Annotated in this window: 12 protein-coding genes; 8 read left to right on the top strand and 4 right to left on the bottom strand. The window is 74.0% G+C overall.

The annotated features are described in order from the left end of the window. Positions 1–87: 87 nt before the first annotated feature. Positions 88–1,140 carry an ABC transporter permease gene (locus NQZ70_RS34710; protein ID WP_129578067.1) on the bottom strand — a complete coding sequence of 351 codons (1,053 nt, stop codon included), beginning with the start codon at positions 1,138–1,140 and terminating at the stop codon, positions 88–90. Continuing rightward, entirely contained in the window at positions 1,140–2,075 is a 936-nt protein-coding gene (locus NQZ70_RS34715) for an ABC transporter ATP-binding protein (protein ID WP_129578068.1), read from the bottom strand. Before NQZ70_RS34715 ends, NQZ70_RS34710 begins: the two co-directional genes overlap by 1 nt. A 349-nt stretch (positions 2,076–2,424) precedes the next feature. Here NQZ70_RS34715 and NQZ70_RS34720 point away from each other — a divergent pair, with 349 nt between their 5' ends. From NQZ70_RS34720 to NQZ70_RS34730, 3 genes are all read left to right on the top strand, one after another. Continuing rightward, the gene (locus NQZ70_RS34720; protein WP_237244309.1) at positions 2,425–4,188 is read left to right on the top strand and encodes a serine/threonine-protein kinase; all 1,764 of its coding nucleotides are present in this window, start codon (positions 2,425–2,427) and stop codon (positions 4,186–4,188) included. 272 nt (positions 4,189–4,460) lie between these two features. After that, positions 4,461–5,510 (top strand): M48 family metallopeptidase, encoded by a 1,050-nt coding sequence (locus NQZ70_RS34725; RefSeq protein ID WP_237244310.1) that lies wholly within the window; start codon positions 4,461–4,463, stop codon positions 5,508–5,510. Position 5,511: 1 nt separating this feature from the next. Beyond that, positions 5,512–7,326, top strand: a complete 1,815-nt coding sequence (locus tag NQZ70_RS34730) for a hypothetical protein (RefSeq protein WP_129578069.1) — start codon at positions 5,512–5,514, stop codon at positions 7,324–7,326. A 201-nt stretch (positions 7,327–7,527) separates the two neighbouring features. Here NQZ70_RS34730 and NQZ70_RS34735 read toward each other — a convergent pair whose 3' ends face one another. Beyond that, positions 7,528–8,040: a hypothetical protein gene (locus NQZ70_RS34735; RefSeq protein ID WP_207217571.1), complete on the bottom strand. Its 513-nt coding sequence runs from the start codon at positions 8,038–8,040 to the stop codon at positions 7,528–7,530. A 364-nt stretch (positions 8,041–8,404) separates the two neighbouring features. Then, positions 8,405–9,166 (bottom strand): hypothetical protein, encoded by a 762-nt coding sequence (locus NQZ70_RS34740; RefSeq protein WP_129578070.1) that lies wholly within the window; start codon positions 9,164–9,166, stop codon positions 8,405–8,407. A gap of 677 nt (positions 9,167–9,843) precedes the next feature. Here NQZ70_RS34740 and urtA point away from each other — a divergent pair. The 5 genes from urtA to urtE all read left to right on the top strand — a co-directional run bounded on the left by urtA (position 9,844) and on the right by urtE (position 14,911). Further along, the gene (urtA, locus tag NQZ70_RS34745) at positions 9,844–11,148 is read left to right on the top strand and encodes an urea ABC transporter substrate-binding protein (RefSeq protein ID WP_129578071.1); all 1,305 of its coding nucleotides are present in this window, start codon (positions 9,844–9,846) and stop codon (positions 11,146–11,148) included. Positions 11,149–11,254: 106 nt separating this feature from the next. Then, positions 11,255–12,151 (top strand): urea ABC transporter permease subunit UrtB, encoded by an 897-nt coding sequence (gene urtB / locus NQZ70_RS34750; RefSeq protein WP_129578072.1) that lies wholly within the window; start codon positions 11,255–11,257, stop codon positions 12,149–12,151. A gap of 14 nt (positions 12,152–12,165) precedes the next feature. Next, complete coding sequence (gene urtC / locus NQZ70_RS34755; protein ID WP_129578073.1) at positions 12,166–13,326, top strand: urea ABC transporter permease subunit UrtC; 1,161 nt, start codon at positions 12,166–12,168, stop codon at positions 13,324–13,326. 15 nt (positions 13,327–13,341) lie between these two features. Next, entirely contained in the window at positions 13,342–14,205 is an 864-nt protein-coding gene (urtD, locus tag NQZ70_RS34760; protein WP_237244311.1) for an urea ABC transporter ATP-binding protein UrtD, read from the top strand. Between the two features lie 4 nt (positions 14,206–14,209). Then, positions 14,210–14,911, top strand: coding sequence for an urea ABC transporter ATP-binding subunit UrtE (gene urtE, locus NQZ70_RS34765; protein ID WP_129578074.1), 702 nt, complete (start codon positions 14,210–14,212; stop codon positions 14,909–14,911). Positions 14,912–15,076 lie beyond the last annotated feature (165 nt).

The raw sequence follows: 15,076 nt of genomic DNA on the forward strand, positions 1-15,076 counted from the left end.
CCGGTGGGCTGGCCGGGTCCCAGGAGCATGATGCGACGGAGGTGCCGGCGAACCGCCCCGCGCCTCCGCTGGCCGCCGCGCGGGGCGCTACTGCCAGCGGAAGAGCTTGAGGGCGAGCGCGAAGCAGACGACGCCCCAGCCCGCCAGCAACGCGAGCTCGGGCGCGAGCGAGGCGAGGGGCGCGGCCTCGAGCATCACGCCGCGGAGCGCGTCGTTCAGCGCCGTGAGGGGCAGCGCCTGGATGAACGGCTGCATCGCGGCCGGGAAGCGCTCGGTCGAGAAGAAGACGCCGGAGAAGATCCACATCGGGAACATCGCCAGGTTGGTCAGGCCCGAGACGCCCTCGAGCGTCCGCGGCCGCGCCGCGACGAGCAGGCCGAGCCCGACGAACGACAGCGCGCCGACCACGATGACCAGCGCGAGCGCGGCGAGCGAGCCGGCGATCGGCACGCCGAGGGCGAGCACCGCGAACAGGAGCAGGGCGACGACCTCGATCGCCAGGAACACGAGCCGCGCCCCGAGGTGCGCGAACAGGAGCTGCCAGCGCTTCATCGGCGCCGCGACGAACAGCTTGAGGAGCTTGCCGATGCGCTGCTGCACGATCGAAAAGCCGATCGCCCACATCCCGGTCGACATCACGTTCATGCCGAGCAGCCCGGGCACGAGGAAGTCGATGTAGCGCGAGCCCCGCTCGGTCATCTCGAGCGCGGCCGGGCGGAACGCGTCCGCGCGCCCCGCCGCGCGCTGGAGCGCCTCGTCGACCTCGAGCCGGGCGGCGCGGCTCTCCGGCCGCGTCGGATCGAACCAGTACGTGGGCGGATCGGTGGCCAGCACGACCAGCGCGACCTTGCCGGTCCGGAGCTCCCGCTGCGCCTGTTCGCGCGGGACCACCCGGGGGGCGACCTGCCCCGAGGCCTCGAGCGCGGCGCGCCGCGCCTCGGCCCCGGCGCCCGCCTCGACGCTCACCGGCAGCGGCTCGGCGGCCCCGCCCCCGAACGCGACGGCCAGCGCCGACGAGAGCAGGATCGGGAACACGAGCATCCAGAAGATCGCCTCGGGCTCGCGCAGGAACTCCACCACCCGCGCCCGGATGAGGAGCGCGAGCGGCGAGCCGCGCAGGGAGCGGAGTCCCCTTGCCATCACGCCGCCTCCTCGCTCGCGAGCTTCCGCCCGGCGAGCGCCATGAACACGTCCTCCAGGCTCGCGTGGTGCGTCGCGAGCCGCCTCGGCGCGGCGCCGCGCGCGGCGCAGAGCGCGAGCAGCGGCGGGAGCACGCGCGCCACGTCGCGCACCGTGAGCCGGAGCGCCCCCTGCGCCGCGCGCACGGCCTCCACGCCGGGCAGGCCCCGCAGTTCCTCCTCGTCGAGCGCGCCGTCCACCTCGATCTCCACGACGTGCTCGGCGCCCAGCGAGGCGACGAGCGCCGCCGGCGTGCCGAGCGAGAGCAGCCGCCCGCGGTCGACGATCGCGACCCGATCGCAGAGGCGCGCGGCTTCCTCCATGTAGTGCGTGGTCAGGAGGATCGTGCGGCCGCGCGCCTTCAGGTCCTCGACGATGTCCCAGATCTCGCGGCGCGACGCCGGATCGAGGCCGGTGCTCGGCTCGTCGAGGAAGAGCACCTCCGGGTCGCCCGCGAGCGCGCAGGCGAGCGACAGCCGCTGCTTCTGCCCGCCCGACAGCCCGCGCACGAACGCGCCCGCCTTCTCCTGCAAGGACACGCGGCGCAGCGCCTCGGCCGGATCGAGCCCGCGCGGGTAGAAGCTGCGGAACAGCGCGATCACCTCGCCGACCCGGAGCTTGTCCGGGAAGCGCGTCTCCTGGAGCTGGATGCCGAGGCGCCGGCGCAGCGCGATGCCGTCGCCCGTCCAGCGCTCGCCCAGCACCTCGACGTCGCCGCCGTCGGGGCGGGTCAGCCCCTCGAGGATCTCCACCGTGGTCGTCTTGCCCGCGCCGTTCGGGCCGAGCAGGCCGAAGCACTCGCCGCGCCGCACCTCGAGGTCGAGCCCGTTCACGGCCACGACGTCGCCGTAACGCTTGACCAGACCGCGGCAGACCAGGGCGGGAGGGGCGGACACGGAACGCATGTATCGCGAGGAGCGCCGAAAAGGAACCGCCGCGCTGCAATCATGCGCAGACGGCGCGGACGGCGCGGGCCGCGCGGGCGGCGCATGCCGGGCGGAGGCGCGCTCCAGATCGCCCGCGGCGCACGGCGCGGGCCCGGACGCGCCCACAGGAGCGCCGGAAAATTCGACAGCCGACGCGACGCATTGCCTCCCCGGAGAATCGAATCTCACCAGAGCCTGCGGCAAGCGCGACGAGCGTGGCCCTGCAAGGAACCATCCGGTCCGAGATCGTGGCTGGCCGGTCTGCAATCTCAGAGCGACGGAGTGGGGGGGGCGCGTGGTGAGCGATGAAGAGGGAGTGGTGCCCGTGCACTGCGGCGAGGTCATCGCGGACCGCTATCGGGTCGAGCGGCTGCTCGGGATCGGCGGGATGGGGGCCGTCGTCGCGGCGCGGCACCTGTCGTTGGGCGAGCTCGTGGCCATCAAGTTCATGCGGGCGGAGCACTGCGGGAACGCGGCGCTGCTGAGGCGGTTCCAGCGCGAGGCGCGCGGGATGTTCCGGCTGAAGACCGAGCACGTGCCGCGGGTCTACGACCTGGGCGCGCTCGCGCCGAGGGCGGGGATCGCGCTGCCGGTGCCGTACATCGTGATGGAGCACCTCTCGGGCAACGATCTCCGCTCGATCGTGGAGCGCCGCGGGCGGCTGCCGGTCGACGAGGCGGCCGAGTACGTCCGTCAGGCCTGCGTCGCGCTCATGGAGGCGCACGCGCTGGGGATGGTGCACCGGGACCTGAAGCCCGCGAACCTGTTCCTGACGTACCGGACCGACGGCACGCCGCTCGTCAAGGTGCTCGACTTCGGGGTCGCGAAGTTCACGTGCGCGAGGCCCGAGGAGGACGGGCTCGAGATGACGACGGCGCGGTCGGTCATGGGCTCGCGCCGTTACATGGCGCCCGAGCAGATGCTCACGCCCAAGGACGTGGACCTGCGCGCCGACCTGTGGGCGCTCGGGGTGGTGCTCTACCAGCTCGTGAGCGGCGCGCTGCCGTTCGGCGCGGAGACGCTGGAGCAGCTCGTGCTCGTCGTGTCGGAGCAGGCGCCCCGGCCGCTCCGGAGCGCGTGCGCCGAGCTGCCCGAGGGGTTCGAGGAGATCGTGATGGGCTGCCTCGAGAAGAACCGGGCCCGCCGTCCGGCCTCGGCCCGCGAGCTCGCCGCCGCGCTCTCGCCGTTCGCGCTGCGCGGGCCGCCCGACGCGACGCTGCCCACGGCGGTCCACCGGAGCCAGCCGACGTACACGTGGGTGGACGAGGGGCCGCCCACGAGCGCCGTCCGGCCGCCCACGACCGCCGTCAGGCCGTCGGAGGCGCCGGCATCCGGGGTCCGCCGCCCGAGGCGGGCGTGGCTGATGGCCGGCGCCTTCTCCGCGAGCGCCGCGCTGGCCGCGACCGTCGCGCCGCCCGGGTGGCCGCGCTCGGCGGGGGTCGCGTGGTCCGACGGCGCCAGCGCGCCGCACCTCGCCGGGGTGCCGCAGGGGCTCGCCGGGGAGCCGCTGGGGCTCGCCGGGATGCCGCAGGGGCTGGTCGCGGGGCCGCTGGGGACCATCGCGGTGGACGGGGCGCTCCATGCGCCCCGCACCGCCGCCGACGGCGTGCTGCACGGCGGCGCCGGCGCGGCGTGCGGCGGGCCCGAGACCGAGGTCAGAGCGGTGCCCCCGGACGCGTGCGACGGGGCCAGCGCCGTCGCGCCGACGAGGGGCGTGCCGCACGCGCGGGCGGACGCAGGGAGGCCGACGCGGGCGGCCGCGCGCGCGGCGCTCGTGGCCGGCCCGTGGGTGGGCCCGGCGCCGCAGGGGCGGTCCGAGCGACAGGAGCCGCCGGCGGCGTCCGGGGATGCGCCCTCGGCAGGGCGCGATGGGACGTCGCGGCGGCCTGGGCCGGCCGAGGTGCCCTCGCCGGCGGCGAGCACCGCCGCTGCGGGGGCGGCGGGGACGGCGGCCGCGGAGCCGGCGGCGCCGGCGCCGGCGTCCGGCCCGGGCACCGCGACCGGCGCGCCGGTCCCCATGGCGGCGCCCGGCCACGGCGCGGAAGCCCCGCCGTCGGTAGGCGCGCAGGACAGCCCCTGGTGATCGCCATGTGCCGAGGAGCTCTCCCGAAGGTCAGCAGGTCGCGCCCGCGCGAGCTCGCCTGTGCCCTCGCTGCGCTGTCGTTGCTCCTCTCGCCGGCAAGCGGCACGGCCGCCGAGCCCGGCTTGAGGCACCTCAACCCGGGTCAGCCCAACCCGGGTCAGCCCAACCCGGGTCCATCCGGCTTGAGGCCCCTCAACCCGGGTCAGCCCAACCCGGGTCCGTCCGGCTCGGCGCACCTCAACCCGGGTCAGCCCAACCCGGGTCCGTCCGGCTTGAGGCCCCCCAACCCGGGTCAGCCCAACCCGGGTTCGTCCGGCTCGGCGCACCCCAACCCGGGTCAGCCCAACCCGGGTCAGCTCGAGGCGCGCAAGGAGCAGGTGCTCGCGCTGTATCAGGCAGCGAGGCAGCTGCTCGATGCCGGGCGCGTCGCGGAGGCCTGCGCCGTGCTCGAGCAGGGCAGGACCCTCGATCCGACGGCGATCAACCTCCTCCTGCGGCTCGGCGAGTGCCTCGCGCGCGCGGGCAGGACCGCGGGCGCCTGGAACGTCTTCAGCGAGGCCGCGGCCGTCGCGAAGAGCGCGGGCGACCGCCGCGCCGCGCGCGCGGCCGCGCTCGCGTCCGCGCTCGAGCCGCGGCTCTCGCGCATCACCATCGACGTGCCCGCGGCCGCCGCCGCGCCGGGCCTGGAAATCCGGCACGACGGCGTGCTGATCCCGCCCGCGCAGTGGGGACGGGCGCTCCCGGTCGATCCTGGAACGCACACGGTCGAGGCGCGCGCGCCCGGCAGGAGGCGCTGGTCCACCGTGCGCGCCGTCCCGCCGGACGGCGCGCGCGAGCTCGTCCACGTGCCCTCCCTGGAGCACGAGCCGCCCCCGCGCGCGCTCGCCGCGGCGCTGCCCGGCCCCCGCGGGCAGGCGCCTCGCCTCCTGGCGAGCGCCGGCCGCAGCGACGGCGACGGCGACGGCGGCGGGCGCGCGCAGCGGGTGATCGCGCTCGCGAGCGGCGGGGCCGGCCTCGTGGGGCTCGGCCTCGGCGCCGCGTTCGGCCTGGAGGCCATCGCCCGCCGGGACGCCTCGAACCGGGGCCACTGCGACGCGCGGAGCCGCTGCGACGCCGCCGGGGTCGCGCTGCGCGAGGACGCGCAGGCGGCCGGCACCGCCTCGACGATCGCCTTCTCGGCCGGCACCGCCGCGCTGCTCGCGGCCGGCCTGCTCTTCTGGACCGCCCCGCCGAACGCCGCCGCCCCGCCCGCGCGCCGCGCCGCGGCGGCGGCCACGGCCGGCCCCGGGGCGTTCTCGCTCGTCGTGGGCGGGAGCTACTGACATGCGCGCGCGCAGCTCGATCCCGACCGTCGGCCGGCTCTCGCGCGCGGCGCTCGCGGCGCTCGCGGCGCACGGCTGCGCCGGCTGCAACGCGCTGCTCGGGCTCGAGGACGGCATCCTCGTGGAGGAGCGCTGCGAGCCGCTCTCGGCCGTCGCCTGCTACACCGGGCCGCCGGCGACCGAGGGGGTCGGCGCCTGCCGGACCGGCCTCCGGCGGTGCAACGCCTCCGGCGACGGCTACGGCCCCTGCGAGGGCGAGGTCACGCCCGCGCCGGAGCGCTGCGGCAACGCGGCCGACGACGACTGCGACGGCGCGGTCGACGAGGCGGACGGCGGCGCAGGCGGCCCCGCGGCCGGCGGCGGTGACGTCTGCGCCTGCGACCCGGGCGCGGTCGAGGCGTGCCCCTACGGCGGGCCGCCGGGGACCCTCGGCGTCGGCGCGTGCAGCGCTGGCCAGCGGACGTGCGGGAGCGACGGCCGGTGGGGCGCGTGCACCGGCGAGATCACGCCTCGGGCCGAGGACTGCGCCACCCCGGCCGACGAGGACTGCAGCGGCGGAGGCGACTGCGGCGCGGTGATCCCCGGCGGGCCCCTCGGCGCGCTCGTCGGCGGCTCCGGCCGCCAGCGGGCGCGCGCGCTCGCGGCGGGCCGGGACTTCGCGGTCCTGGGCGGCGATTTCGAGGGCTCCCTCGATCTCGGCGCCGGCCCCATCGCGACCGGCGCCGATCGGGACGTCTTCGTGGCGCGGATCGAGGCGGACGGCGCGATCGCCTGGGTGCGGCGGCTCGTCGACCGCGGGCACGGCGCGCTGCGGGCGCTCGCGGTGGACGCCGAGGGCGACATCGCGGTCGCTGGCGAGCTCGCCGGGGTGATGGGCGCCGCCGAGCTCACCGCGCCCGAGGCGCAGGGGTTCGTGGTCAAGCTGGACGCCTGGGGCGAGCTGCGCTGGGGCACGTTGGTCTCGGGCAAGCCGCAAGACGTCGCGGTCTGGGCGGCGGGAGACGTCGCCGTGGCGTCGGCGCTCCCCGGGCAAGGTGGGAGCGACGTCGCGATCGCCCGGCTCAGCGCGGGGGGCCGGCAGCTCTGGGAGCGGGTCTTCGGCGGGCCGGGGACGCAGGAGCCGACCGGCGTCGCCGTGGACGCGTACGGGGACGTGCTCCTGACGGGGACCTTCGAGGGTGACCTCCAGTTCGGCGAGGGGGCGCCCCACCTCTCGTCCGCGGGGATGAGCGACGTGTTCCTGGCCAAGCTCGACGAGGGCGGCGAGCACGTCGCGTCGCAGTCCTTCGGCGACGGCCGCCGCCAGCACGGGGGCGACATCGCGATCGGTCCTGGCGGCGAGATCGCGCTGAGCGGGACGTTCGAGGGGCTCCTCGGCCTCGGCGGCAGCACGCTGTTCTCGGAGGGGTTCTCGGCGTTCGTGGTCGAGCTCGGGGCCGCGCGGGAGCACCGCTTCAGCCGGGCCTACGCCGCGGAGCAGCCGCCGCGCCTCGCGCTCGAGGCGGACGGCGGGCTCGTCCTCGCCGGCACCGTCGAGGGGCCGACCGATCTCGGCGGCGGGCCGCTCGACGGCGCCGGCCGCGGCAGCGACATCGTCGTGGCGCGGCTCGACGCCGAGGGGCGCCACGTGTGGAGCAAGCGGCTCGGCCCCGGCACCGGGGAGAGCGGCGGGAGCCGGTCCGCGGCGGGCGTCGCGGCGTTCGTGGACCGCGGCCACGTCCTGCTCGCGGGCACCGTCGAGGGGAGCGTGGACCTCGACGGCGCCGCGGCGCAGGCGCGCGCGGCCGACATCCTGCTGGTCCGGCTAGCGCCGTAGATCCCCGGCGGCTGGCTCTACCGAGCGCCGGCCACGCAGGCTCGACCGCGCGCCGACACGGCACCAGACCCAGCCGGCTGGCTCGACCCGCGCCGACAAAAACAGCACAGGCGACCCGCGGGAGGTCGCCTGTCCTGCCCGGCCAGCGCCGACCGCCCCAGGGTCTCTGGCGCGCGGCGCTGGCTCAGCGTTCGCGAGGTCTCACTGGCAGGAGACCAGGCACTCGAGGTACGGGGCGCAGTCCTCATCCCCCTCGCAGTCCGCCGTGGCGGCCTCCCAGCAGGGGGCGTCCGCATCGAGGCCGTTCAGGCACTCCACGCAGTCGGGGTTCGTCACGTCCGTCATGCCACCTTCGTCGGAGCAGGAGTCGGTCGTGGCATCGGTCGTGTCGCACACGTCGGCGCACGGCGAATCCGCCGCACAGCCGCACTGCGAGAACCCGTAAGCCATGATGAGCGCGCTCTCATCCGGGAGCTCCGTATCGCAGCAGGTCTGACAGTCGTCCGCGGCCTCCTCGGCGCAGACACCGCCCCCGCCCTCGCCGCCCGTGCCGCCTTCGCCGCCGGTCCCCGACGTGGTGGTCGTCGTGGTGGTACCCGCGCCGCCGTCGCCGCCCGTGCCGCCCTCGCCGCCGTCGCCGCTGCCGTCGGTGACCGTACAGGCCGCCATCGCACACACGCTGACCAGGATCGCCGCAAAGTTGAAAGCTTTCATCCCTGAATCCTCCGACAAGAAGAGTTGCGCTGCTCATGGGGAAGGACGCGTCGGGCGACGCCGCCCGGCAGCCCTTCCTGTGCACTTCAGCGCCGCCGTTGGCGCCGGGTTCTGTTCCTACACCAGAAATTTACGCGATGGTATCCGCTGCGTGCTCACAGCTGCGCCCCGGGGGCGCCACCCGGCGCTCGTCCGGAGGGTTTGTAGCGGTGCGTCGTCCGGACGACCGCGCGGCGCAGCCGAGCTGAGCCGCGAGCTCCAGAGCGCCGGCGCGGCGCCTCGGCGGCTCGCTCTGCGCTCCGACGACGTGCTTTGAGCTCCCACGAAGCAGGGAGATCGCGGGCGCCTCGCGGGGCGCGCGGCGCTACGAGCCGCCCGTCGCGCGCCGCATGGCGCAGTCGAGATCGCCCTTGCAGGGATCGCTCGCCGCGCGCGCGCCGCCCTGGCTCGGCGGGGCGGCGCCGCCGCCGGCCGGTCCGCTGCTCTCGGCGCGCCGCGCCGCCGCCTTGCCCGCGCCTCCAGGGGCAGCGGGCCGGGCCTTCGCGCCGCGCGCGGCGCGCTCGTTCGCCCTGTCGCCGCGCTTCGTCGAGGGCGCCGCCGCGCTCTCGGCCTGGGCCTTCGCCTCCATCTTCGGCACGCGCGAGAGCGCCGCGCTCGCCGCGGAGCGCACCCCCGGCTGCGCGGCAGCGCGGAGCGCCTCGCGCGGGGCGCCGAGCCACACCGCGCTCGCCACGACCGCGGCGCCCGCGAGGCCCATGACCGCATGGCGCACGCCCGCCGACCGCCGGCCGCGCGGCGGACGCAGATCGATGGGGACCTCGGAGGGCACGGGCGTGAGATCGGGTGGCCTGAACGCCGGCAGCTCCGGCGCGCCGAAAGGGAAGAGATCCAGATAGCTGCTGCGCTGCTGATCATCGCCGGCGGCCAGCCCCTGGATATCCACCATCCCGGAGCCCTTCGGCCCCTGATCCGCCCGCGCGCCCGCCGTCTTCGCGGCGGCCGCCTCCTCCACCGCGAGCAGCGCGCTCAGGGAGATCACCACCGAGTTCTCGTCCCGCGGCCCGGCCGCCACGCCGTTCGGCGCAGCGCCGCCGCTCGAGGATCGCTTCTCCGCATCACCGGACATGGATTTCGTGCTTCCCATACGCTCCACCCCGCCTGCCCTCCGTGTCGTCCGAGCACAGGGCGCAGACAGCATCCACCAATTTACGTGGACTCCTCCGCTCTTGATACAAGTTTTTTGCTGCACTGGAGAGCGCACCTCATCGCAACAGCGGCGGAGCGCTCAGCGTTCGTGCGCGCCGAGGACAGAGCGCCCCACACCGGTTCGTCGCCAGCGACACCGGCGCGGCGGGTCGGACGCCGGGCCGGCGCTCCGGAACGACCGTCTTGCCCGGCCGCGCGGGCGCCTGGGACGGCTCCGCCTGCGCGCGCCGCCCCGCCTATCCGCGGCGCCGTTCCGCCCGGCCGAAGCCGAGGTGCGGTCGAGACTCGCTTTGTGATCGGGGACCCCGATTGGCGCTGCGGAAAGCGCGCCTCGTCCCCCGGCCGGTCGACATTTCATCTCGACGAAACGTCGAGGAAACATGGCGCTCGGCATAAGACATTTCACCACGACGTCGTGTCGCTGGCCCCTGTTCGAGGGCCGAACCTCGCTGTGCGGGGCGGTCCTTCGGTGTCCGGCCGGGAGTCTCCAGTTGCCGACTCCCGAGCTTCCCAACGGCTCTTGTGCAGTCGGTTCGCCGCGCCGCGTCGATGCAGGGCATCGAACGCGCACCGGTACCCAAGGAGGATGCGTTGAATATGTTCACGTCTGGGCGAAGCGTTGAGGAGCGGCCGGCGGCGGGCTCCTTTCGGCGGCGGTCGCTCTGCGTCGCGGCGGCGGCCGTCGCCGGCGCGGCCTTGCTCTCCGCCTGCGGCAACGAGGGCAAGGAGGCGCCGGCGCCGGGGGGTTCGCCCGGGGCGGCGCCCGCCTCGGACAGCGCCACCATCAAGGTCGGCGTGCTCCACTCGCTGAGCGGCACCATGTCGATCAGCGAGGTGGCCGTCAAGGACGCGACGATCCTCGCGATCGAGGAGATCAACAAGGCGGGCGGCGTGCTCGGCAAGCAGCTCACGCCGGTGATCGAGGACGGCGCCAGCGACTGGCCCACGTTCAACGAGAAGGCCAGGAAGCTCGTCCAGCAGGACGGCGTCGCGGTCGTGTTCGGCGGCTGGACCAGCGCCAGCCGCAAGGCGATGCTGCCCTCGTTCGAGGAGCTGAACGGCCTGCTCTTCTACCCGGTCCAGTACGAGGGCCTGGAGCAGTCGCCCAACATCTTCTACACCGGCGCCGAGCCGAGCCAGCAGATCGTCCCCGCGGTCGACTACCTGCTCGAGAAGGGCAAGAAGCGTATTTACCTGCTCGGCTCGGACTACGTCTTTCCGCGCACGGCGAACAAGATCATCAAGGCCCAGCTCGCGGCGAAGGGCGGCGAGCTCGCCGGCGAGGAGTACCTGCCGCTCGGCGGGACCGAGGTCAGCACGATCATCAGCAAGATCGGCGCGGCCAAGCCGGACGCGATCTTCAACACGCTGAACGGCGACAGCAACGTGGCGTTCTTCAAGCAGTTCAAGGACGCCGGCTACACCGCCGACAAGGTGCCGGTCCTCTCGGTGAGCGTCGCCGAGGAAGAGGTGCGCGGCATCGGCGCCGACAACATCGCCGGACACCTCGTCTCGTGGAACTACTACCAGACCACGGACACCCCGGAGAACAAGAAGTTCGTCGAGGCGTACAAGGCCAAGTACGGCGCCGCGCGCGTCACGGACGACCCGATCGAGGCGGGCTACTTCGGGGTCTACCTCTGGAAGATGGCCGTCGAGAAGGCGAAGTCGACCGAGGTCGCCAAGGTGAAGGAGGCGGTGAGCGCCGGAGGCATCGAGTACGCCGCGCCCGAAGGGCTGGTCCGGCTCGACGGGAAGAACCAGCACACGTGGAAGACGGTGCGCATCGGCAAGGTCCGGCAGGACGGCCTCATCGACGAGGTCTGGAGCACGGGCAAGGCGATCCAGCCGGATCCGTACCTCACCGCATACCCCTGGGCGAAGGAGCTGGCCGCGAAGTAGCGCGGCCGGCGGCGCGGAGCGCGCAGCGGGCTCGCCGTGGTCCCCGCTGTGCCTCCGCGGCTCGAACCTCTCTTGCGCGGCGTCTCAACCTGTTCGGTGCTCTAGCATGAACGAAGTTCTCCTCCACGCCTTCAACGGCCTGAGCCTGGGCTCGATCCTCCTGCTCATCTCGATGGGCCTCGCGTTCTCGTTCGGGCTGATGAACGTGATCAACATGGCCCACGGCGAGTTCATCATGGCGGGGGCCTACACGACGTACGTCGTCGGGCAGCACGTCGCGCCGCTCGTCGGGGGGACGGACGCCGGGCTCTGGTTCCTGCTCGCGCTGCCGGCCTCGTTCCTCGTGGCCGGCGTGCTCGGGCTCTTGCTCGAGCTCTCGATCGTGCGCTTCCTCTACGGCAGGCCGCTCGACACGCTGCTCGCCACGTGGGGGGTCGGCCTCGCGCTGCAGCAGGCCGCGCGCAGCCTGTTCGGCGCGTCCAACGTGCAGGTCTCGAGCCCGTCGTGGCTGAGCGGCGGCGTCGCGCTCTCGGGCGGCGTGCAGCTGCCTTATAAGCGCGTCTTCCTCATCGCCCTCGTGATCGCGTACATCGCCGCCGTCTACACGTACCTGCACCGCTCCGCGGGCGGCAGGCGCCTCAGGGCGGTGATGCAGAACCGGGAGATGGCCTCGTGCCTCGGCGTCCGCACGCGCCGGGTCGACGCCGCGACGTTCGCGCTCGGCGCGGGGCTCGCCGGGATCGCCGGGTGCGCGCTGACGCAGCTCGGCTCGATCGGCCCGTCGCTCGGGACGAACTACATCGTCGACGCCTTCATGGTGGTCATCCTCGGCGGCCTCGGGCGGCTGCCCGGGACGGCCGTCGCGGCGCTCGTGATCGGCGTCGCGAACACGCTGCTCGAGCTGTCGACGACGGCCTCGCTCGGCAAGGCGCTCGTGTTCGCGCTGGTGATCGCCTTCCTGCAGTGGCGGCCGACAGGCCTGCTCGCCCTGCGCACCCGATAGGAGAGGACACGGACATGGCCCCTCGAGACTCCGCCCTTCGCACCTTCCTCTGGACCTGGGGAGCGCCCCTCGCCGTGGCGTTGCCGCTCCTCGTCGCGCCGCTCGTGCTCTCCGACTTCCGGCTGAACCTGCTCGGCAAGTTCCTCACGTTCGCCATCGTCGCCCTCGGCCTCGACCTCATCTGGGGCTACGGCGGGATGCTGAGCCTCGGACAGGGGCTCTTCTTCGGCGTGGGCGGCTACGCGATGGCGATGTACCTGAAGCTGGAGACGTCGGGCTCGCGCCTCCCGGACTTCATGAGCTGGAGCGGCCTCGAGGCGCTCCCGCTCTTCTGGGAGCCGTTCCGCTCGCCGATCGTGGCCCTCTGCGCCGTGGTCCTCGCGCCGATGGCGATCGCGGCCGCGGTGGGCTACCTCGTCTTCCGGAGCCGCGTCCAGGGGGTGTATTTCTCGCTGATCACCCAGGCGCTCACGCTGATCGCGTCGATCCTCTTCGTCGGCCAGCAGGCGATCACGGGCGGCACGAACGGGATCACGAACCTGAAGACGATCTTCGGCTTCGCGCGGGGGGCCGCCTCGACGCAGACGGTGCTCTACTTCGTGACGCTCTTCTGCCTGGGGACGCTGTACCTCCTGTGCCGGCGGCTCACCCAGTCGCGCTTCGGGCGCCTGCTCGTGGCGACGCGCGACGACGAGAACCGGGTGCGCTTCCTCGGCTACAACCCGGTCACGCTGAAGACGCTGGTGTTCGCGCTGTCGGCGGGCATGGCCGGCATCGCTGGCGCGCTGTTCGTCTGCCAGGTCGGCCTCATCTCGCCGTCCTCGATGGGCGTGATGCCGTCGGTCGAGATGGTGACGTGGGTGGCGGTCGGCGGGCGCGGCACGCTGATCGGCGCGGTGGTCGGGGCGATCCTGGTGAGCCTGGGCAAGAGCGCGCTGAGCGAGTCGTACCCCGAGGTGTGGCAGCTCGGCTTCGGCGCGCTCTTCGCGGCGTCGGTCATGCTGCTCCCGACGGGCATCGCCGGCTTCCTGCGCCGCCACGCGTCGCGGCTCGCGCGCCGCGAGGCGAGCGCGGCGGGCCCGGCGGGCGCGCGCGGCGAGGCCGCCGTGGAGGGGCCCGTGGGCGAGGTGGAGGCGGCGGGGCGCGCCGAGGCGCCCGCGACGACCGGGCGCTGAGGCGGAGGAGCGGACATGAGCGGAGATGAGCGCGAGAGCGAGCAGAGGAGCGATGGGATGAGCCGCGGCAACATCGTCGAGGTCCAGCAGGTGACGGTGAGCTTCGACGGCTTCAAGGTGCTGGACGGGCTCGATTTCTCCATCCAGCGCGGGGAGCTCAGGTTCCTGATCGGCCCGAACGGCGCCGGGAAGACGACGCTGCTCGACATCCTCACCGGGAAGACGAAGCCGTCGAGCGGGCGTGTGGTGTTCCACGGAGGTGGGGAGTCGGGGCGAGAGGCGGTCGAGGCGCACCGGCTGCCGGAGCACGCCCTGGTCCGGCTCGGGATCGGGCGGAAGTTCCAGACGCCGGCGGTGTTCGGCAGCCTCACGGTGCTCGAGAACCTCGAGGCGGCGATGGGCTTCCGGGAGAGCGCGCCGGGGCTCCTCCGCGGGCTGTCCGCGGAGCAGGAGGAGGAGATCGCCGAGACGCTCGATCGAATCGGGCTCTGGCGGCGCGCCGACGTGCGGGCCGCGGTGCTCGCGCACGGCGAGCGGCAGTGGCTGGAGATCGGCATGCTGCTCGTGCAGCAGCCGAAGCTGCTCCTGCTCGACGAGCCGGTGGCGGGGATGACCCGGCGCGAGCGCGATCGCACCGGGGAGCTCGTCCAGGAGATCGCGAAGGAGCGGTCGGTGCTTGTCGTGGAGCACGACATGGAGTTCGTCCGGCGTTACGCGAGCACGGTGACGGTGCTGCACGCCGGCAGGAGGCTGTGCGAGGGGCCGGTCGAGGAGGTCCAGCGCGACGCGAAGGTGATCGAGGTCTACCTCGGTCGGGCGCACGACGCGGGGGGCGCGCGCGGCGGCGCCCGGGCCGCGGTCGCGGCGGAGGAGCGGTAGAGAGATGCTGGTGGTCGAGGATCTCGCGGTCTATTACGAGGAGAGCTGCATCCTGTCGCAGGTCAGCCTGGATGTCGCGCCCGGCCGGGTCTCGTGCCTCCTGGGGCGGAACGGGGTCGGCAAGACGACGCTGCTCAAGGCGATCATGGGCGTGCTGAAGCCGCGGCGCGGGAAGGTGGCGCTCGACGGGGCGGATCTCACCTCGAGGTCGCCGAGCGATCGGGCGCGCGCGGGCATCGGCTATGTGCCGCAGGGGCGCGGGATCTTCCCCTACCTGACGGTGCGAGAGAACCTGCTCATGGGCTTCGAGGCCAGGAGCGACTCCGCGCCGAGCCCGGCGGCGCTCGAAGAGATGATGTCCATGTTCCCCATCCTCAAGAAGTTCCAGGCGCGGGCGGCAGGGACGCTGAGCGGCGGGCAGCAACAGCAGCTCTCGCTCGCGCGCGTGCTGCTGCGGAAGCCGAAGCTCCTCCTCCTGGACGAGCCGACGGAGGGGATCCAGCCGTCGATCATGCAGGAGATCGGGGAGGTGATCAAAGACCTCGGGAAGCAGGGCGACATGGCGATCCTGCTCGTGGAGCAGTTCTTGGATTTCGCGCTCTCGACGGCGAGCGAGTACTTCATCATGGATAATGGGGGGATTGTGCGGCGGGGGAGCGTGGCGGAGTTCAGCGACGAGATCGCGAGGGAGTTTCTGGCGGTGTGAAGGGGCGGCGCCGGGGCTCCTGACGCTGGCAGCGGCGCGTCCGCGGGGTCCGTTACGACCCGAACCGCCTCGCGCCCGAGCACCGGCGGCCGCAGGACGAAGCCGGGGATGCCGGTCTCGATCGGCGCAGCGCACAGCGACGGGCGGATCTTGAAGAGATCCACG

Source organism: Sorangium sp. So ce836, from assembly GCF_028553905.1.
Taxonomy (GTDB): Bacteria; Myxococcota_A; Polyangia; order Polyangiales; family Polyangiaceae; genus Sorangium; species Sorangium cellulosum_D.

Bases quoted from the DNA above. Each gene is read 5' to 3' on its own strand.
- urtD (WP_237244311.1), top strand. From the start codon at position 13,342: ATGAGCGGAGATGAGCGCGAGAGCGAGCAGAGGAGCGATGGGATGAGC.
- urtC (WP_129578073.1), top strand. From the start codon at position 12,166: ATGGCCCCTCGAGACTCCGCCCTTCGCACCTTCCTCTGGACCTGGGGA.
- NQZ70_RS34730 (WP_129578069.1), top strand. From the start codon at position 5,512: ATGCGCGCGCGCAGCTCGATCCCGACCGTCGGCCGGCTCTCGCGCGCG.
- NQZ70_RS34740 (WP_129578070.1), bottom strand. From the start codon at position 9,166: ATGTCCGGTGATGCGGAGAAGCGATCCTCGAGCGGCGGCGCTGCGCCG.
- NQZ70_RS34735 (WP_207217571.1), bottom strand. From the start codon at position 8,040: ATGAAAGCTTTCAACTTTGCGGCGATCCTGGTCAGCGTGTGTGCGATG.
- NQZ70_RS34710 (WP_129578067.1), bottom strand. From the start codon at position 1,140: ATGGCAAGGGGACTCCGCTCCCTGCGCGGCTCGCCGCTCGCGCTCCTC.
- urtE (WP_129578074.1), top strand. From the start codon at position 14,210: ATGCTGGTGGTCGAGGATCTCGCGGTCTATTACGAGGAGAGCTGCATC.
- urtB (WP_129578072.1), top strand. From the start codon at position 11,255: ATGAACGAAGTTCTCCTCCACGCCTTCAACGGCCTGAGCCTGGGCTCG.
- urtA (WP_129578071.1), top strand. From the start codon at position 9,844: ATGTTCACGTCTGGGCGAAGCGTTGAGGAGCGGCCGGCGGCGGGCTCC.